Annotated in this window: 14 protein-coding genes; 2 read left to right on the top strand and 12 right to left on the bottom strand. The window is 52.2% G+C overall.

Going from position 1 to position 16,193, the window contains the following annotated elements; genetic code table 11:
* Window positions 1–59: 59 nt before the first annotated feature.
* The 5 genes from FDX04_RS01350 to FDX04_RS24110 form a co-directional block, all read right to left on the bottom strand.
* Window positions 60–1,553: a pitrilysin family protein gene (locus FDX04_RS01350; protein WP_137365836.1), complete on the bottom strand. Its 1,494-nt coding sequence runs from the start codon at window positions 1,551–1,553 to the stop codon at window positions 60–62.
* 222 nt (window positions 1,554–1,775) lie between these two features.
* Window positions 1,776–3,062, bottom strand: a complete 1,287-nt coding sequence (gene dctA / locus FDX04_RS01345) for a C4-dicarboxylate transporter DctC (protein ID WP_006687518.1) — start codon at window positions 3,060–3,062, stop codon at window positions 1,776–1,778.
* Between the two features lie 157 nt (window positions 3,063–3,219).
* Window positions 3,220–5,226, bottom strand: a complete 2,007-nt coding sequence (gene hmsP / locus FDX04_RS01340) for a biofilm formation regulator HmsP (protein ID WP_137361643.1) — start codon at window positions 5,224–5,226, stop codon at window positions 3,220–3,222.
* A 225-nt stretch (window positions 5,227–5,451) separates the two neighbouring features.
* Window positions 5,452–5,559 carry a type I toxin-antitoxin system toxin Ldr family protein gene (locus FDX04_RS01335; protein WP_137361644.1) on the bottom strand — a complete coding sequence of 36 codons (108 nt, stop codon included), beginning with the start codon at window positions 5,557–5,559 and terminating at the stop codon, window positions 5,452–5,454.
* Between the two features lie 85 nt (window positions 5,560–5,644).
* Window positions 5,645–5,878 (bottom strand): hypothetical protein, encoded by a 234-nt coding sequence (locus tag FDX04_RS24110; RefSeq protein WP_154050623.1) that lies wholly within the window; start codon window positions 5,876–5,878, stop codon window positions 5,645–5,647.
* Window positions 5,879–5,983: 105 nt separating this feature from the next.
* Here FDX04_RS24110 and megL point away from each other — a divergent pair, with 105 nt between their 5' ends.
* Entirely contained in the window at window positions 5,984–7,180 is a 1,197-nt protein-coding gene (gene megL, locus FDX04_RS01325) for a methionine gamma-lyase (RefSeq protein ID WP_042311728.1), read from the top strand.
* Window positions 7,181–7,297: 117 nt separating this feature from the next.
* A complete protein-coding gene (locus FDX04_RS01320) occupies window positions 7,298–8,596 on the top strand; it encodes an aromatic amino acid transport family protein (protein ID WP_042311726.1) in 1,299 nt (432 codons plus the stop codon).
* A 33-nt stretch (window positions 8,597–8,629) separates the two neighbouring features.
* On the opposite strand, the gene FDX04_RS01315 is transcribed toward FDX04_RS01320, so the two are convergent.
* The 7 genes from FDX04_RS01315 to FDX04_RS24275 form a co-directional block, all read right to left on the bottom strand.
* Window positions 8,630–9,832, bottom strand: a complete 1,203-nt coding sequence (locus FDX04_RS01315) for a sigma-54-dependent Fis family transcriptional regulator (RefSeq protein WP_042311720.1) — start codon at window positions 9,830–9,832, stop codon at window positions 8,630–8,632.
* Between the two features lie 176 nt (window positions 9,833–10,008).
* A complete protein-coding gene (dppF, locus tag FDX04_RS01310; RefSeq protein ID WP_137349101.1) occupies window positions 10,009–11,013 on the bottom strand; it encodes a dipeptide ABC transporter ATP-binding subunit DppF in 1,005 nt (334 codons plus the stop codon).
* Window positions 11,010–11,993: a dipeptide ABC transporter ATP-binding protein gene (gene dppD / locus FDX04_RS01305; protein WP_137361646.1), complete on the bottom strand. Its 984-nt coding sequence runs from the start codon at window positions 11,991–11,993 to the stop codon at window positions 11,010–11,012. Before dppD ends, dppF begins: the two co-directional genes overlap by 4 nt.
* Window positions 11,994–12,003: 10 nt before the next feature.
* Window positions 12,004–12,906, bottom strand: coding sequence for a dipeptide ABC transporter permease DppC (gene dppC / locus FDX04_RS01300; RefSeq protein WP_042311715.1), 903 nt, complete (start codon window positions 12,904–12,906; stop codon window positions 12,004–12,006).
* 9 nt (window positions 12,907–12,915) lie between these two features.
* Complete coding sequence (gene dppB / locus FDX04_RS01295) at window positions 12,916–13,935, bottom strand: dipeptide ABC transporter permease DppB (protein ID WP_032940634.1); 1,020 nt, start codon at window positions 13,933–13,935, stop codon at window positions 12,916–12,918.
* Between the two features lie 166 nt (window positions 13,936–14,101).
* Complete coding sequence (gene dppA / locus FDX04_RS01285) at window positions 14,102–15,709, bottom strand: dipeptide ABC transporter periplasmic-binding protein DppA (protein ID WP_038635147.1); 1,608 nt, start codon at window positions 15,707–15,709, stop codon at window positions 14,102–14,104.
* A complete protein-coding gene (locus FDX04_RS24275) occupies window positions 15,624–15,860 on the bottom strand; it encodes a hypothetical protein (RefSeq protein WP_162267364.1) in 237 nt (78 codons plus the stop codon). The genes dppA and FDX04_RS24275 overlap by 86 nt, the downstream gene beginning before the upstream one ends.
* Window positions 15,861–16,193: the final 333 nt, after the last annotated feature.

The following is a 16,193-nucleotide window of genomic DNA, read 5'->3' as shown; positions in this document are numbered from 1 at the left end:
CCCCCGGCATACCCACCCAAGGCCGGATGGCGGCGTAACCGCCTTATCCGGCCTGGAGGTTACTGTACCGGCGGGATATCCGTCACTTCAGAATGTGACTCATCCGTTTCTACCGGCGTTGCCGCTGCGGTAATGGGTGCCATAATGCTATCCCACGTCGCCTGCAGTTCCTTCATATTGAATTCAGGCTCCCCCTTCGGCTGCAGCAGAATTAACGCCATATCTTGCGACAGTTGCTGTCGCAGATCCTGATTCAGCATCTCAACGTTCAGACTGTTGAGGAAGCTCTGACGTAAACGCTGATACTGTTCAGGCGCGATATCCACCACCTGATTTTGCAGCGAGCGCAAACGCTGGCTGATCAAAATGTCGGTATCGGTGCGGCCGTAGGTGGCAAACAGTTTCTGCAGTTCCAGATTCTTTTGCGCTACCAGCGCATTGAACTCTTCTTCCGGCAGTCCCTTGTCACGCACTTTCGCCAACTCACGCGCAACCGTACCGAGGTTCGCGTTCAGCTTATCGTTCGGCGACTCCACGTTGATAGCGCACTGGGCACGCAGGAACAGCACCCGACAATCAAATCCAAGGCCGATGTCTTTGGCATTGTTTTTGGTCAGTTCCTGCTGAATATGCCAGAACAACGCTTCACGGGCTAAATCAGCGCGCCAGTAGCGTAACAGCGCGGCAGATTCACGGATTGGCTGCCACGGCGTGTCCCACATGATGGAAAGGCGATCCTGACGTACCGCATCGGTCATAATGCTCACGGCTTCCGCACGCAGCGGCGAAAGCGTCGGCACCGGCGCAGGTGTTTCGCGTTTTCCTTTTAACTCGCCAAAGGTTTTGTTGATTTGCTCAGCTACGCTGCGCGCATCTACATTACCAACGATAATCAGCGTCATCGCGTCCGGGGTATACCATTTCTGGTAGAAGGACTGGATTTTCGTGGCGTCGACAGGCGTTTTCAGCGGATCGGCTGGATCGTGCCCCAACAGGGTTGAGCCCTTCAGACGGTATCGCCACCACCCCTCTTTGGTATCGGACGGCCAGGTTGCGACCATATCTTCGCTACTCAGCGCGTGGTTGATCGTTTCAGGGGTGATGCTCAGATTGCCGGAAATATTCGCCAGGTAAGAAAGTGACTCTTTCAGCAGATCGTTACGGCTGTTAGGCAGACTGAGGTTATATAGCGTGGAATCATAGGAAACGATAACGGGCGGCATGGGACGTTTGGGATCGAACCCCTGCTGCCATAATGAACGGGCTTGCGTGGCATCGAGGCCACCGCTTTGCGTCAGCGCGATACGTGGGATCGCATGGCTGAAACCACTCTGTTGCGTACTTTCGGTGAGTGAACCGGTATTGACCAGCAGGCGAACCTCAATACGGTCGCTGGGGCGCTGGGGAGTGGCTAACACTTGCCACTGTAAACCATTTGCCAGCGTGCCCTGTTGCCACGCCGGGTCAGGCTGGAGCGCATCTGCCTGCACATAGCCGGCAGCGGCCATCATCAGCAAGCCGCCCGCTAAAAGTCGAATTTTTGTGCCCTGCATGTGAACCCCTGATCAACTATCCTGGTAATAAAAAGACAGCCCGCGAAAGGGCTCTCTGAATATGACGTTAAAAACACTTCGTGTTAGACCGCAAGAACATGAAAATGTCACGGAGGAAGTGAAAAAATCCCGACGCCGCCGAATCGACGGTTTCAGGCACAGGGGGTAATTATGCGCAAACACCCGCAGTCCTGGAAGGGACTACGGGCATAAGTGACGAGATTAAGAGGATAAATCGTGCGTTTTGCCATCCGGCGCACGATTATTCAGCGTGTCATCAAGCTTTTTGGTATCCAGTTCTTTCACCCATTTAGCCACAACGACGGTTGCAACACCGTTACCAATCAGGTTGGTAAGCGCACGGGCTTCTGACATAAAGCGGTCAATACCGAGAATCAGCGCCAGGCCAGCGACCGGTAAATGCCCCACCGCAGAGATAGTCGCGGCCAGAACAATGAAGCCACTCCCGGTCACACCCGCAGCACCTTTTGAGGAGAGCAGGAGCACCACCAGCAGGGTTATCTGATGGAAGATATCCATGTGACTGTTGGTGGCCTGAGCGATAAACACCGCCGCCATCGTCAGATAGATTGATGTTCCATCAAGGTTAAACGAGTACCCCGTGGGTATAACCAACCCGACAACCGACTTCCGACAGCCCAGTTTCTCCATTTTATCGAGCATACGCGGCAGTGCGGATTCAGAAGAAGATGTACCCAGTACGATCAGCAACTCTTCACGGATATAGCGGATGAATTTGAAGATGCTAAAGCCAGTCGCGCGAGCAATGGAGCCCAGTACAAGAACCACAAACAGAATACAGGTGATATAGAAGCAGATTATCAGCTGACCCAGTTGCACCAGCGTTCCGACGCCATATTTACCGATGGTAAAGGCCATGGCACCGAAAGCACCGATCGGCGCCAGGCGCATGATCATATTGATGATGCCGAAAATAACCTGCGAGAAGCTTTCAATTACGTTGAAGATCATCTGGCCTTTGCTGCCCAGACGATGCAGAGCAAAACCAAACATTACCGCAAACAGCAATACCTGCAGGATGTTACCGCTGGCAAACGCGCCAATGACGCTCGCAGGGATAATGTCCATCAGGAAACCTACGATCCCCTGGTCTTTTGCCTGTTCGGCGTAAATCGCTACCGCTTTGGCATCCAGCGTTGCCGGATCGACGTTCATCCCGGCACCGGGTTGCACCACGTTGACGATGATAAGGCCGATGATCAGCGCAATCGTACTGACAATTTCAAAATAGAGCAGTGCAACCGCACCGGTGCGGCCTACTGCTTTCATACTTTCCATACCTGCAATGCCGGTCACGACAGTACAGAAGATGACAGGTGCGATGACCATCTTGATGAGCTTAACGAAAGCATCACCAAGCGGCTTCATTTGGGCGCCTAATTCAGGGTAGTAATGGCCAAGGAGAATACCAATGGCAATTGCTGTCAGGACCTGAAAGTAAAGGCTTTTGAATATAGAGGTCTTCATAGGGTGTCCTTAAAGTAAAAACCACAGGTCTTGTAAGGTTTTGTTTAACCTGCGGCCTTAAAGTAACACCCACTCAACATGACAGAAATGCACCTGGATCATAATTGATACAAAAATGTTAAAAATTTTGAGCTGGCTCGCACAAGCGAGACCTTTTTTAACTTTTGTAATCAGCGCTTTCCGGTGCCAGGTAACGTTCTTCAAAGATATTTGCCGGAACGGGTCGGGCAAACAGGAAGCCTTGCGCCACTTCCACCCCGGCTTGTGATAACCATTCGCGTTGCGCTTCCGTTTCAACGCCTTCGGCGATCATCTGCAAGTTGAGGCTGTGTGCCAGCTGAATGATAGCGGAGATCATGCTGCAATCTTCGGGCACACCATCGACAAACATCTTATCGATTTTGAGTACATCCACTGGTAGCGACTTCATATGCTGTAGCTGTCGCAGACCCGCATACCCCATGCCAAAGTCGTCCAGCGCGATGCGCACGCCCGCGTTGCGCAGCGGTCGCAAAATGGTCACTGCGGCGTGGGGATCGTCAATATGCCGACTTTCAGTCACTTCCAGAATCAATGTGCCAGGCTTAATGCGATAGCGCGTCAACAACTCCAGCAGATCAGACACCATACTTGGGTGCATCAACTGGAGAGCGGATAAATTCACCGAGAGCGGCAGCATCAGACCGCGTTCTTGCCAGGCTGACAGCTGGCGGCATGTTTCTTCCAGCACCCAATAACCGACTGTCACCATCAGACCACAAGACTCAATTCTGTCGATTAACCCTTCCGGAAGCTCCCAGCTACCGTCCGGCTGCTGCATCCGCAATAATGCTTCTGCGCTCAATACCTTGCCGCTGGACATCTCTACCTGGGGCTGCATCCAGAGCGCAAATTGCTGGTTATCCATAGCAGTTAAAATATCGTTCTCTTGGGTTAAACGCTGCTGCGCCTCTTCCATTTGCAACGGATCAAAGAACTGAATTTGGTTTTTACCTTTATGACGCGACGTTAACACGGCGGACAGGGCGCGGCGGTAGAGCTGCTCTGCGGTTAAATCACCATAAAACATCGCCACCCCAATGTTGCAGTTCGGACGTAGTTGAATGCCCTGAATCGGTAACCGCTCATTAACGATAGTGAGTACTTGCTGACCTAGTGTAATAGCATGCCATGGCTCTTTTACACCATGCGCGATGATGGCAAAGTCATAGCCGCTCACCTGGGTAAGCACCATTCTGGGAGCCAATACGGATTTCAGTTTTTCGACCAGCGTGAGCAGCAGGATTTCTCGCTGAGTTTCGGTTAACACGCCCGCGGTATCACGCAAGGTTTCACAGGTGACAATCATCAGCGCCGTCGTTTGCTGACGCGTCACTACCTGCTCCAGCAATCCCATTAAAAACGATTTGTTGGGCAATTCTGAAACCGGGAAGCGCATCGAATGGTCGCTTTGCTCTTCGCTATGGCGTTTGATGAGCTGCTGATTGAGGTTGTAGCTACGTACCAGCATACCAATCTCATCATCCTGATGCAGACGTGGTAATGCCAGTTGATAGCCAATCAGGTCCTGCTGTTGAATGTCGTTCAACTCACGAGCGATTTTGCGTAATGGATGCACAATCAAACGGTTAATACACCATGAGATGGCTACCGTGAGTATTAACGACAAAAGTAAGTAAATGGTCACTAACGTTGAGAGAGTACTCATCACAAACTTGTACATGCGGTACGAATCCGCCTGCAGCACCAGATACGCCAGCGGTTGTGGGTTCGCTGAACGCTCAAGTGAATAGACCGGCAGCGAAATTTGCACCGGCAGCTCAAACAGGCGGGTCACCGTAACGGGAACCGGGCGTTCGGGAATAAAGCTCATCCGCAGCGCCTGAAACTGATTGGGGAGCACCACATCAGCGCGGCTGACCACGCCTGCTGGCCGAATACTGCGTAGAACGGCTTCCGCTTCGGGAATATCCCCTTTCAGGATAGTGTCGGAAAGAGGTTCACGGATGGAGCGAGCGATACTTTCCAGTTGTGTAGCCGTGTTATAGCGGTTCTGCTGTACCAGATGGAACAACAAAACGGTGCAAAAAATGAAAACAAACACCATGACAACGGCCGCGACCATTGCCATCTGCTTAATTGTTAACGAGCGACTGACACGCAAACTGACTCTCCACGGATAGACGAAACTGCCGTCAGAGTATACCCGATCGTAGCGGTATTAAGAGAGACGGTATCTGAAAACTTCCCAGCGTGCATTATCGCGACAGGATAGGCACCTGACGACGAGATTTATCTGCATTTAAGCCGAAAAAGGCCGCAAGGTCACCCCTGCGGCCTGGTTCGGGCGCATGTTGCCATCACGGCAGGCAGACGCCCACTAAGAGCATTACTTCCTGTTACGCAGCCAGCTCATAATCAGACTGGCAATAATACCAGCGATGATCGGAGCCGCTAAATCGTGCCAGAAGGCCACGCCTAACTGTGCGAGCGTCATATAGCCGCCTGTGTTGCAATGGCAACTGTTCGCGGCTATTCTTGAGTTGTTCAGGTTCAAGTCAGCCCCCGTTTTGTTGCCAGGTTTATACCGAACAACGTGCGGGGGTTTTCTCTTTCCAGCAACCGATGCCGCCGGGGATCAAGCCCCCGCAACATTGCGCCTCACCGGGAATTCCCGGCTTGCCGCTGATTCTACGGTAGCCCATTCGCCATATCACCGCGCAATATTCCGCTCTGCGTAGCGCCTCGCATTTCACCCGTTTCTCGCCAGTACGCTGGAAAGATTCTTGCCAGTTGGCAACATTCCTGCCGACCATCAATCCAGGAAAATACATAACTCATTGATATCTATTAATTCAATTTCTGGCACAGCGATTGCTATTTGAGTGTGAGCTGTTCTGTTCCGAATTAAAGGAGATATCATGTCTGACTGTCGTACTTACGGATTCAACACCCAGATCGTTCACGCGGGGCAACAACCCGACCCTTCAACTGGCGCGCTCAGTACGCCTATTTTCCAGACTTCAACGTTTGTGTTTGACAGCGCCGAACAAGGTGCCGCCCGCTTTGCGCTGGAGGAGTCCGGGTACATTTATACTCGTTTGGGTAACCCCACCACCGATGCGCTGGAGAAAAAGCTGGCGGTGCTGGAAAGAGGTGAAGCCGGACTGGCAACCGCGTCCGGTATTTCTGCCATCACCACAACGCTACTCACTTTGTGCCAGCAGGGTGACCATATCGTTTCCGCCAGCGCAATTTACGGCTGCACCCACGCGTTTCTGTCACACAGCATGCCGAAGTTCGGGATTAACGTCAGCTTTGTCGATGCGGCGAATCCTGAAGAAATTCGCGCCGCCATGCGCCCGGAAACCAAAGTGGTGTATATCGAAACGCCCGCCAACCCGACGCTCTCATTGGTTGATATTGAAACGGTGGCTGGCATTGCCCATCAGCAAGGCGCATTGCTGGTGGTGGATAACACTTTTATGTCGCCGTACTGTCAGCAGCCTTTGCAACTGGGCGCAGACATCGTGGTGCACAGCGTCACCAAATATATCAACGGTCACGGGGATGTGATTGGCGGCATTATCGTCGGCAAGCAGGAGTTTATCGACCAGGCGCGGTTTGTTGGGTTGAAAGATATCACCGGCGGCTGCATGAGTCCGTTCAACGCCTGGTTGACGCTGCGCGGCGTTAAAACACTGGGCATTCGAATGGAACGTCACTGCGAAAATGCGATGAAAATCGCCCGCTTCCTGGAAGGACATCCGTCCATCACCCACGTTTATTATCCCGGCCTCTCTTCACATCCGCAGTATGAGCTGGGCCAACGGCAGATGAGTCTGCCAGGAGGAATTATTAGCTTCGAAATCGCCGGCGGCCTCGAGGCTGGCAGACGGATGATCAATTCTGTAGAATTGTGCCTCCTCGCGGTCAGTCTCGGTGATACCGAAACCCTCATTCAGCACCCAGCGTCTATGACACATTCGCCCGTTGCGCCAGAGGAACGGCTTAAAGCAGGTATTACCGACGGGCTTATCCGTCTTTCTGTGGGTCTTGAAGATCCAGAAGATATTATTAACGACCTTGAACACGCCATCAGAAAGGCAACATTCTGACCACTACAGCCTGAGCCGACGCAGATCGGTTCAGGCTGTTGGGAATCAAGGCACAACAGTCTGGCTATACGCGCAATCCTTTTCCGGGGAGAGCGTGTATTTTGGGCAGGGGGTTCTATGCAGGACAACACATTACAATTAAGCAACAATACAGCAACCGCCGTACCAATCTCAAAAAAAATACCGTTCACGAAATACGATTTTGGCTGGGTATTACTCTGTATCGGCATGGCAATTGGCGCCGGAACGGTACTGATGCCGGTACAAATTGGCTTAACTGGTATTTGGGTATTTATTGTCGCCTTTATTATTGCTTATCCCGCAACCTATATTGTGCAGGACATTTATTTAAAAACATTATCAGAAAGTGAAACCTGCAATGACTATACCGATATTATAAGTCATTATTTGGGGAAAAACTGGGGCGTATTTCTTGGCGTCATTTACTTCCTGATGATTATTCACGGTATATTTATTTATTCCTTATCCGTAGTATTTGACAGTGCCTCTTATATCAAAACCTTTGGCCTGACCGAGGCCGACCTTTCGCAGTCAATAATCTACAAAGTTGCCATTTTTGCCGTGCTGGTCGCCATTGCTTCCGGGGGAGAAAAGCTGCTGTTCAAAATCTCCGGTCCGATGGTAGTAGTAAAAGTGGGGATCATCATCGTGTTTGGTTTTGCGATGGTCCCGCACTGGAACTTTAGCAATATCAGCGCATTTCCTGAAGCCTCGGTTTTCTTTCGCAACGTGCTGTTGACCATCCCGTTCTGCTTCTTCTCTGCGGTGTTTATACAGGTATTAAACCCAATGAACATCGCTTATCGCAAACGGGTGGCTGACCGGGTACTGGCGACGCGTATGGCGATACGCACGCATCGCATCAGTTACATTACGCTGATTGCAGTTATTCTGTTTTTCTCCTTCTCTTTTACCTTTTCGATTAGCCATGAAGAGGCCGTTTCGGCCTTTGAACAAAATATTTCCGCCCTGGCGCTGGCAGCGCAGGTTATTCCAGGACAAATTATTCATATCACCTCAACGGTACTGAATATCTTCGCCGTATTAACTGCGTTTTTTGGTATTTACCTGGGATTCCATGAGGCGATTAAGGGTATTATTCTTAACGTCCTGAGTCGTGTCATTGACGTTGAGAAAATTAATCCGCTGGTGCTTACGCTGGGTATTTGCACATTTATTGTGATCACCCTGGTTATTTGGGTGTCGTTCCGCGTATCGGTACTGGTTTTCTTCCAGCTGGGTAGCCCACTGTACGGGATTGTGTCGTGTATTATTCCTTTTTTCCTGATCTATAAAGTAACGCAACTGGAGAAATTGCGCGGCGTTAAAACCTGGCTGATCCTGCTGTACGGAATTCTGCTATGCCTGTCGCCATTATTGAAGCTGATTGAATAACCCGTCTAACGCGCCGTCAGCCACTGACGGCGCTTAACTCACACTCTCCAACTGATAGCTGCGAATTTTATTCAACACCGTCGTATGCGACACCCCCAACGCTTTAGCGATATGCCGCGACGACACATTATCTTCGACCATTTGTTCGATGAGCTGACGCTCAGCACTAAGAACCTGTTCTTTAAAAGGGCGTTCCGTTGGGGCTTGCTCAACCGCGGGTAAATTCACCATTCCCAGTTCGTCCAGGGTAATGACATCCGATTCCGCCATCAGCATCAGACGAATAATGGTATTTTCCAGTTCACGGACGTTTCCCGGCCAGGCGTGATGGTGCAAGGCCGCAAAACAGGCTTTATCCAGGATTATCCGGCGCTGAAATTCCTTCGCGTACTTCTGCACAAAGTGGCGAATGAGTAGAGTGATATCCTGCGGACGCTCCCTTAAAGGAGGAATGGTGAGTGAAAGTACGTTGATGCGATAATAGAGATCGGCACGCAGCAGACGTTGTTCCACCATCTCTTCCAGATTGGCGTTGGTCGCCACAATAATACGTACATTAACCGGTATAATTTGTGCCCCGCCAACGCGACGGATCCCACCATCCTGAAGCACACGCAGTAATTTTGCCTGCAAGCTCAGCGACATTTCACCAAACTCATCGAGAAATAGGGTGCCTTTATCAGCCATTTCAAACAGCCCTTTTTTGCCTTTACAATCTGCGCCGCTAAAGGCCCCTTTCTCATAGCCAAAGAATTCACTCTCCATCAACGACTCAGGTAATGCAGAGCAGTTGACCGGAATAAACGGATAAAACCGCCGCTGCCCGGAATTATGGATAGCCCGGGCCAGTAACTCCTTGCCGGTTCCCGTGTCACCGCGGATCAGAACGGTATATTTGCTGTCGGCAATTCTGATCGCCTTTTCGATAAGTAAGCGCATGCTCTGGCTGCTGCAAATAATGTCAGAGAAATAGCGCGGGCGTTCCGGCTCGGACGTTGACAGTTCGCTTATCTCTTCACACAGGTAAGCGACGTTAATAATATCGGCGCGCTGGCTTAAACAGGATTGCACGCAGGAAATATCCTGTAACTGGCGGCACCAGGATTTAATCAGGATCCGTCCCGGCGTGACTTTCATGGAGATGATATTGATATCACAGCAGGAAAACTCCTTCAGGACATCCTCAACCATCGACAGACGATCAATTGTTTTAATATCCCAGCGTATCGTGACCACATTTGCTCCTGATCGTTAGCAACTGCGAAATCGCTATTTCTGTGACAAAAGGGAATCTGACTACATTTTAGACGCTGTGGAATAATGTTCTGCCAGAGGACTCACATTGTGGACGTAAAAACAAAATATAAAAAAACCGGAGCACAAGGCTCCGGTTATTAGGTCATAACCCACGTTTATCGCTGTTGGTTTTCATCCTGGTCAACGGCGAAACAGGCCACCAGCTGACCGCCATAGTCTTTCAACTGCGGCTGAAGCTGGGTACACGGACCAAAGCGGCGGCGGCAACGAGCATTGAACGCACAGCCCGGCGGCGGATTCAGCGGGCTCGGCAGCTCGCCGGTCAGTTTGATACGCTCGCGGCGGTCGTCCGGGTTCAGACGTGGCGTGGCAGAGAGTAGCGCCTGGGTATACGGATGACGCGGATTATTGAAGATCTGATCCTTGGTCCCTTTTTCCACGCAGCGGCCTAAATACATCACCATCACTTCATCGGCAATGTGCTCCACCACCGACAGGTCGTGCGAGATAAAAACGTAGGACAGTCCAAGATCCTGTTGTAAATCCATCATCAGATTCAGTACCTGCGCACGAACCGAAACGTCGAGCGCCGAGACCGGTTCGTCGGCAATCACCACGTCCGGGTCCAGCATCAGACCACGGGCAATCGCGATACGCTGACGCTGGCCGCCGGAGAACATATGCGGGTAACGATCGTAGTGCTCCGTTTTCAGCCCGACTTTCGCCATCATCGCCAGGGCTTTTTCACGCCGCTGCTCTTTGCTAAGCGTGGAGTTGATCAGCAACGGCTCTTCCAGAATCTGCCCCACTTTCTTACGCGGATTCAGAGAACCGTACGGGTTCTGGAACACAATCTGGATTTTCTGCCGACGCAACTTCTGCGCCTGCGGGTCGTGCTTGAGCAGATCCTGCCCCTGGTAATACAGCTCACCGCCGGTCGGCACTTCAATCATCGTCAACAGGCGGCCAAGCGTGGATTTTCCACAGCCGGACTCACCTACCACCGCCAGCGTTTTACCGCGCTCGAGGGTAAAGGAGACACCGTCCAGCGCTTTTACCAGGCGTTCCGGGGCGAACATGCCCTTTTTCACCGGGTAGTGCTTTTTCAGATCGATAGCCTGCAACAGCGGCTGTTGCAAGGTGGCCTCATGCGTACTCATAGTGTGGGCCTCCCGGCATCATCAAGTGGGTAGTGGCATTTCGACTGACGACCGCCTTCCAGCAGATTCAGTTCAGGTTCTTCAGCGCGGCATTTGTCGGTTGCATACGGACAGCGCGGGTTCAGCAAACAGCCCGTCGGTCGGTCATATTTACCTGGGACCACACCCGGTAACGAGGCCAGACGCGCTTTATCCTGCGCAAACTCCGGCAACGCGCGTAGCAATGCCTGGGTATACGGATGACGCGGCGCGCGGAAAATATCCTGTGCAGCGCCGGTTTCCACGACTTGCCCGGCGTACATCACGATGATTTTGTGCGCCGCTTCCGCCACCAGCGCCAGGTCGTGGGTAATCAAAACCAGCGCCATATTCTCTTTTTGCTGCAACTCCAGCAGCAGCTCGATGATCTGCGCCTGAATGGTCACGTCCAGCGCCGTCGTCGGTTCGTCGGCAATCAGCAACTTCGGACGACAGGCAATCGCCATCGCGATCATCACGCGCTGGCTCATCCCACCAGACAACTGGTGCGGATACACGTCCAGACGCGAAGCCGGATCGGGGATCCCCACCTGCGTCAGCAGGTCAATCGCCCGCTGAACGCGCGTTTTTTTATTGCCGCCCTGATGCACCTTGATGGCTTCCATAATCTGATAGCCGACGGTGTAGCACGGGTTAAGACTGGTCATCGGATCCTGGAAAATCATCGCCACTTCCGCGCCCACAAGCTGGCGACGCTCTTTCTCAGAGATGCGCTTCAGGTCACGACCGTTAAACTCCAGATTTTCGGCCATCACACGGCCAGGGTAGTCAATCAACCCCATAATCGCCAGCGAACTGACAGACTTACCAGAGCCGGACTCTCCCACAATGCCAACCACTTCACCCTGGTTCACACTGTAGCTAATGCGGTCTACGGCGCGGAATTCGGAGCCTACGTCGCCGAAGTGCACCGATAATTTATCTACATTTAATAACGCCATCTCGAACCTCTTACTGCTTCAGTTTGGGATCGAGCGCGTCACGCAGACCGTCACCCATCAGGTTAAATGCCAGCACCGTCAGCAGGATCGCCAGCCCCGGGAAGGTCACCACCCACCAGGCGCTTTGGGCAAACTGCAGAACGTCAGAGAGCATGGTGCCCCATTCCGGCGTAGGCGGCTGTGCGCCCATCCCCAGGAAGCCGAGGGCAGCCATATCGAGAATGGCGTTAGAGAAACCGAGCGATGCCTGAACGATCAGCGGCGCAAGACAGTTAGGCAGAATATTGACGAACATTTGGCGCATCGCACCGGCTCCCGCCACGCGCGAAGCGGTAACGTAGTCGCGGTTGACTTCCACCAGTACGGCGGCGCGTGTCAGGCGCACATAGTGCGGTAACGCCACGAACGTCAGCGCCAACGCGGCGTTGCCAATCGAAGGACCAAATACCGCCACCAGCACCAGCGCCAGTAACAGGCTCGGCAGCGCCAGCATAATATCGACCACGCGCATGATAACGTTATCGATAATCCCGCCAAAGTAGCCGGCGATCAGCCCGAGAATGACCCCCATCAGCAGGGAGAGAACCACGACCAGACAGCCGACCAGCAGCGACAGACGCGCGCCGTACATCAGACGAGAGAGCACATCGCGGCCCACATCGTCAGTACCAAACAGGTGCGCCATCGTGCCACCTTCCTGCCACGCAGGCGGTGCCAGCAGCGCATCACGGAACTGCTCAGCCGGATTATACGGGGCGAGAACATTCGCAAAGACCGCAATCAGAATCATGATGACAACATAAACCAGCCCGACAACCGCGCCTTTATTGCGCTTGAAATAGTGCCAGAACTCCTGCATCGGGGTCATCGGCACCGGTGCGGCAATAACTTTATTTTCAGTAACCTGTGACATGATGGCCCCTTACTTCTTATGACGAATACGCGGGTTCACCACGCCGTACAGCAGGTCTACCAGCAGGTTGACGAGAATAATCATCGTCGCGACCAGTAGCACCCCGCCCTGTACCACCGGATAATCGCGGCGCTGTAACGCATCGATCAACCAGCGTCCCAGCCCAGGCCATGAGAAAATAGTCTCGGTCAGGATCGCCCCGGCCAGCAACGTACCAACCTGTAGGCCGATAACGGTGACAACGGGCAGCATGGCGTTACGCAAAGCGTGAATGATGATGACGCGCATACGGGTCAGGCCTTTGGCACGGGCGGTACGAATGTAATCTTCACCCAGTACTTCCAGCATTGATGAACGAGTCATACGCACAATTACCGCCAGAGGAATGGTACCCAGCACCATCGCGGGCAGGATCATATGCGCCAGCGCATCTATAAAGTTACCCTCTTCACCCCAGATAGCGGTGTCAATCAGCATAAAACCGGTCAGCGGGTTGGAATCATCAAGGAATACCATGTCGCTCACCCGGCCGGAAACCGGCGTCAGGTTCAACTGCACGGAAACCAGCATGATCAGCATCATGCCCCACCAGAAAATCGGCATCGAGTAACCGGTCAGCGCCAGGCCAACGGCGGTGTGATCGAAAATGGAACCGCGCTTAACGGCGGCAAGCACACCCACCGGAATACCCACTGCGACGGCGAAAATCATCGCGCAGACACCAAGTTCCAGCGTGGCTTTAAAACGAGGCACGAACTCATCCCACACAGGTAAACGACTTTTCAGCGAGATACCTAAATCACCATGCATAACCCCCCAGATATAATGGAGGTACTGCTGCCACATCGGTTTATCCAAACCAAGTTCGGCCAGCAGTTGAGCATGACGCTCAGGGGAGATCCCACGCTCACCCGCCATGATCATTACCGGATCGCCGGGGATCATATGGACGAAGGCAAAAGTGAGAAGAGTGATACCGATAAACGTGGGGATGACGAGTCCCAAACGTCGGAGAATGAACTGCAACATAACCCGGATTCTCTCTAATGACGCACGGCCTGGAACCGTGAGTCTGTATTGCTCACAAATCTTATCCCACGCAAACTGCATCGCGGGTAAAGCATTACGCCGGATGGCGCTGCGCTTATCCGGCCTACACAACACCGGGGCGCAGCGCTTCCTTGATTGCTTTTAATTATTCGACAGAGACGTTTTCGAAGTGATGTTTGCCTAATGGATCAACCACATAGCCTTTAACTTCTTTACGCACTGGCTCGTACACGGTGGAGTGAGCAACAATCAGAGCCGGAGCCTGATCGTGCATAACAACCTGAGCTTGTTTGTACAGTTCGATACGCTTGTTGTGATCGTCGGTGGCACGCGCTGGCTGGATCAAGTCTTCAAACGGCTTGTAGCACCAGCGAGAGTAGTTTGAACCGTCTTTCGCTGCCGCACAGCTGAACAGGGTGGCGAAGAAGTTATCCGGATCCCCGTTGTCACCGGTCCAGCCCATCATAACGGCCTGATGCTCACCCGCTTTGGCGCGTTTCAGATACTCGCCCCACTCGTAGGTCACAATCTTGGCCTGAACGCCAATTTTCGCCCAGTCAGCCTGAACCATCTCCGCCATACGGCGCGCGTTCGGGTTGTACGGACGCTGTACCGGCATTGCCCACAGTTCAACGGTAAAGCCCTTGTCCTGACCGGCTTCTTTCAGCAGCGCTTTCGCTTTCTCAGGATCGTAACTGTAGTCTTTAATGTCATCGTTATAGCCCCACATGGTCGGCGGGATCAGGTTCTTCGCAGCTACGCCAGCGCCCTGGTAAACGGCTTTGATGATCGCTTCTTTGTTTACCGCGTAAGTCAGCGCCTGACGAACTTTAACGTCATCAAACGGTTTCTTCTCGGTGTTGTAAGAGAGGTAGCCCACGTTCAGACCAGCCTGCTCCATCAGGTTGATGTTTTTATCCTGCTTCATGCGCGCGATGTCTGCCGGGTTCGGATACGGCATCACCTGGCACTCATTCTTCTGCAGTTTGGCGTAACGCACGGAAGCATCAGGCGTAATAGAGAAGACCAGACGGTCGATCTGCGGCTTAGTACCCCAGTAGCCAGGGAAAGCTTTATACAGAATACGGGAGTCTTTCTGGTATTGCTGCAGCTGGAACGGACCGGTACCAATTGGGTTGAGGTCTACTTTCTCCGGGGAACCAGCTTTCAGCATGTTGTCCGCGTATTCTTTAGAAAGAATAGAAGCGAAGTCCATCGCCAGATCGGCCAGGAACGGTGCTTCCGGACGCGTCAGTACGAACTGAACGGTTTTATCGTCCACTTTTTTCACTTCGGAGATCAGATCTGGCAGACCCATCCCTTCGAAGTATTCATAACTGCCGCCAGAGACTTTGTGGTACGGGTTCTGGGCATTTTTCTGACGATCGAACGAGAACACCACGTCATCGGCGTTAAAATCGCGCGTCGGTTTGAAATCTTTGTTGTCCTGCCACTTCACGCCCTGGCGCAGGTGGAAGGTGTAGGTTTTACCGTCTTCGCTGATTTCCCACTTCTCAGCAAGGCCCGGGATCACTTCGGTGGTACCGATTTTGAATTCAACCAGGCGGTTATAGATCGGTACGGAGCTGGCATCATAGGTGGTGCCAGAGGTGAAAAGCTGTGGGTTAAAGCCTTCAGGAGATCCTTCTGAACAATAAACCAGAGTTTTAGCCTGTACGCTTGCTGCGACGGTCATGGCCACCAGGCTCAGACCAAGCTTCAGCATCCCTGACTTCTTCAAGGAAATACTCATTCTTCTGCTCCAAATGTGATGTTTGTTGTTTTACCCTTTGCAGTGGGTTTGCACCGCCTGGCCTTTTTTGTTTTTTACCCGGCCGGGTCGGCGTTAAGAGGATGGGGATTCCGTTCACATAAGCGACTGAGTTGCAGTGCGGATTCTCCATGAAATGCCCCTCATGCCCTACAATCTGTCAACAGAATGTGAAAACGTCAATACAGGTAACCGTGATTTACACCAACGGTGAGAATTGACAAACAAAGATTAAAAAAAGTGCAGACGGCTATTTTCAGCAGGGAAATTTGTGCTACGCGCTCTGTGCCAGAATAAACTTCTTAATATTTCGCAACATTTGGTGATTAACATTTATGCAAATTCTTAAAACTTTCTAAATTAATGCTGCATATCTGAGCGATTAATACCATGAACGTTAAAACGCACAGCGGAAAATGCCAGGTTCAGCCATAAGTAGCGCAAAAAAAGTTTCATGCAAATATAA

The sequence above is a fragment of the Citrobacter sp. wls615 genome (assembly GCF_005281355.1).
Classification (GTDB): domain Bacteria; phylum Pseudomonadota; class Gammaproteobacteria; order Enterobacterales; family Enterobacteriaceae; genus Citrobacter; species Citrobacter werkmanii.
Note: the sequence above shows the minus strand (reverse complement) of the source record. Positions and strands in the feature narration are given on the sequence as shown.

Bases quoted from the DNA above. Each gene is read 5' to 3' on its own strand.
- FDX04_RS01350 (WP_137365836.1), bottom strand. From the start codon at position 1,553: ATGCAGGGCACAAAAATTCGACTTTTAGCGGGCGGCTTGCTGATGATG.
- dctA (WP_006687518.1), bottom strand. From the start codon at position 3,062: ATGAAGACCTCTATATTCAAAAGCCTTTACTTTCAGGTCCTGACAGCA.
- FDX04_RS01335 (WP_137361644.1), bottom strand. From the start codon at position 5,559: ATGACGCTCGCACAGTTAGGCGTGGCCTTCTGGCACGATTTAGCGGCT.
- FDX04_RS24110 (WP_154050623.1), bottom strand. From the start codon at position 5,878: ATGGTCGGCAGGAATGTTGCCAACTGGCAAGAATCTTTCCAGCGTACT.
- megL (WP_042311728.1), top strand. From the start codon at position 5,984: ATGTCTGACTGTCGTACTTACGGATTCAACACCCAGATCGTTCACGCG.
- FDX04_RS01320 (WP_042311726.1), top strand. From the start codon at position 7,298: ATGCAGGACAACACATTACAATTAAGCAACAATACAGCAACCGCCGTA.
- dppF (WP_137349101.1), bottom strand. From the start codon at position 11,013: ATGAGTACGCATGAGGCCACCTTGCAACAGCCGCTGTTGCAGGCTATC.
- dppD (WP_137361646.1), bottom strand. From the start codon at position 11,993: ATGGCGTTATTAAATGTAGATAAATTATCGGTGCACTTCGGCGACGTA.
- dppC (WP_042311715.1), bottom strand. From the start codon at position 12,906: ATGTCACAGGTTACTGAAAATAAAGTTATTGCCGCACCGGTGCCGATG.
- dppB (WP_032940634.1), bottom strand. From the start codon at position 13,935: ATGTTGCAGTTCATTCTCCGACGTTTGGGACTCGTCATCCCCACGTTT.
- dppA (WP_038635147.1), bottom strand. From the start codon at position 15,709: ATGAGTATTTCCTTGAAGAAGTCAGGGATGCTGAAGCTTGGTCTGAGC.
- FDX04_RS24275 (WP_162267364.1), bottom strand. From the start codon at position 15,860: ATGGAGAATCCGCACTGCAACTCAGTCGCTTATGTGAACGGAATCCCC.